The sequence below is a fragment of the Candidatus Zixiibacteriota bacterium genome (assembly GCA_035380245.1).
Lineage (GTDB): Bacteria > Zixibacteria > MSB-5A5 > GN15 > FEB-12 > DAOSXA01.
The window spans coordinates 1-2215 of record DAOSXA010000026.1; the positions used below are offsets into that span (position 1 = coordinate 1).

The following is a 2215-nucleotide window of genomic DNA, read 5'->3' on the forward strand; positions in this document are numbered from 1 at the left end:
TTCCGGCAGCTTATCAAAAAGCGAACCGGTATCCGGCATCGGCGGAACTGGGATGGACTGGTCAAGGTTGAAAAGCCGTTGTTTCAGCGATTCCGTAAACATTTCTTCCTCATTTTCAGCCATCATCCTCACCTCCCAGCATTTCACGAAGCTTCCCGTATGTACGGTGAAGCTTTGAACTCACGGTTCCCTGAGGTTTGGCCAGCATTTCTGCAATTTCCTTTGTCGTGTAGCCGTGAAGCACATTGAGCACAAGAATCATGCGCTCTTCGGGCTGAAGCCTTGCGAGCGCCTTTGCGAGCGCCGCATTGTCCACGGCCGCGTCCTCAAGACTGACCGCGCCCCCATCGGAAGTCTCGATAAAATCATCGAGATCGAAGGTGTTCCGGCGCAGGATCAGGCCCCCGACGGCACGTTTGCATCGGATGCTCAGGATCCGGAAAATCCAGCCCTTGAAGGCGGCCGGCTCCCGTAAATTGGATATGCCTTTGAAAGCCTCAAGAAACGTGTCCGAGACCGCATCCAGCGCATCCTCCTGATTTCCGAGCGTATACAGGGCAAACCGGTACAGCTCAGGATAACAAGCCTCATAAAGCGCGGCAAACGCATCTCTGTCGCCGTCCCGCGCCTTTAAAGCCAAACCGGGATCCAATATCATAACCACACCACCATTCATGGCTATCGTAAAGATAGTGTAATTTTATTATAAATTTGATGCGCAAAAAAGAAAGAGGAATTCCAAAAAAACATAAAAAATGTCCCGTTCCAAAAGGAACGGGACATTGGTGTCGGCACCGACCTATCTTTCCGGGAGGCTGCCCTCCAAGTATTTTCGGCACGAACGAGCTTAACTTCTGTGTTCGGAATGGGAACAGGTGGAACCTCGCCGTAATCAATACCGACTGTTGGTGACCCGGGGGGGATTCGAACCCCCGTTGCCGGCGTGAGAGGCCGGAGTCTTAGGCCGCTTGACCACCGAGCCATGTGGTGCGCCATCAGGGACTCGAACCCAGGGCCCGCTGATTAAGAGTCAGCTGCTCTACCAACTGAGCTAATGGCGCATACCAAAGACAGGGAACCTGTCATGCAGACAGGGCCTGTTGTCAACAGGGTATACCCGATCCTGCGGATCAGGAGCCCTGAAAACCGAATAAGAACATGCATTTCCGAGAGGAAATGCTGCGATATGTCCGGCAACGAATGTTGCCGGGGAATAATTTTTGAAGAGAAAGAAAGCGAAAGGTCAAGCCCTCGACCGATTAGTACTCGCAAGCTTAACGCGTCGCCGCGCTTACACATTGAGCCTATCAACCTTGTAGTCTGCAAGGGGTCTTACTTGTTTAAAACAATGGGATATCTTATCTTGGGAACGGCTTCACGCTTAGATGCCTTCAGCGTTTATCCGATCCGCACATAGCTGCCCAGCTATGCCACTGGCGTGACAACTGGTGCACCAGAGGTGCGTCCATCCCGGTCCTCTCGTACTAAGGACAGCTTCCCTCAAATATCCAACGCCCACGACAGATAGGGACCGAACTGTCTCACGACGTTCTGAACCCAGCTCGCGTACCGCTTTAATTGGCGAACAGCCAAACCCTTGGGACCGAATTCAGCCCCAGGATGCGATGAGCCGACATCGAGGTGCCAAACCTCCCCGTCGATGTGGACTCTTGGGGGAGATCAGCCTGTTATCCCCAGGGTAGCTTTTATCCGTTGAGCGACGGCAATTCCACTCTCATACCGCCGGATCACTAACTCCAACTTTCGTTTCTGCTCGACTCGTCAGTCTCGCAGTCAGGCTCGCTTCTGCGTTTACACTCTATTGCATGGTTTCCGTCCATGCTGAGCGAACCTTTGAGCGCCTCCGTTACTCTTTTGGAGGCGACCGCCCCAGTCAAACTGCCCACCTAACAATGTCCCCCGACTCGATTCAGAGCCGCAGGTTAGAACTCCAATACTTCAAGAGTGGTATTCCAACGTTAACTCCACCGAAACTAGCGTCCCGGCTTCCCAGTTTCCCACCTATCCTATACATGAAATACCGAAGTTCAATATTAGGCTACAGTAAAGCTCCATGGGGTCTTTCCGTCTTGTCGCGGGTAACCGGCATCTTGACCGGTACTACAATTTCGCCGGGCGGGCAGTTGAGACAGTGTCCAGATCGTTACACCATTCGTGCGGGTCAGAACTTACCTGACAAGGAATTTCGCTACCT

The 2215-nt window shown here is 52.7% G+C and carries 1 protein-coding gene, 2 tRNA genes and 2 rRNA genes; all 5 read right to left on the reverse strand.

Going from position 1 to position 2215, the window contains the following annotated elements; genetic code table 11:
- Window positions 1-115: 115 nt before the first annotated feature.
- Window positions 116-658 (reverse strand): RNA polymerase sigma factor, encoded by a 543-nt coding sequence (locus PLF13_15040; protein HOP08585.1) that lies wholly within the window; start codon window positions 656-658, stop codon window positions 116-118.
- A gap of 128 nt (window positions 659-786) precedes the next feature.
- Window positions 787-903: ribosomal RNA gene (gene rrf / locus PLF13_15045) — 5S ribosomal RNA — on the reverse strand.
- Window positions 904-906: 3 nt separating this feature from the next.
- Window positions 907-982 (reverse strand) — tRNA-Glu (locus tag PLF13_15050).
- A 3-nt stretch (window positions 983-985) separates the two neighbouring features.
- Window positions 986-1061 (reverse strand) — tRNA-Lys (locus tag PLF13_15055).
- A 178-nt stretch (window positions 1062-1239) separates the two neighbouring features.
- Window positions 1240-2215 (reverse strand): 23S ribosomal RNA (locus PLF13_15060); the annotation flags it as partial.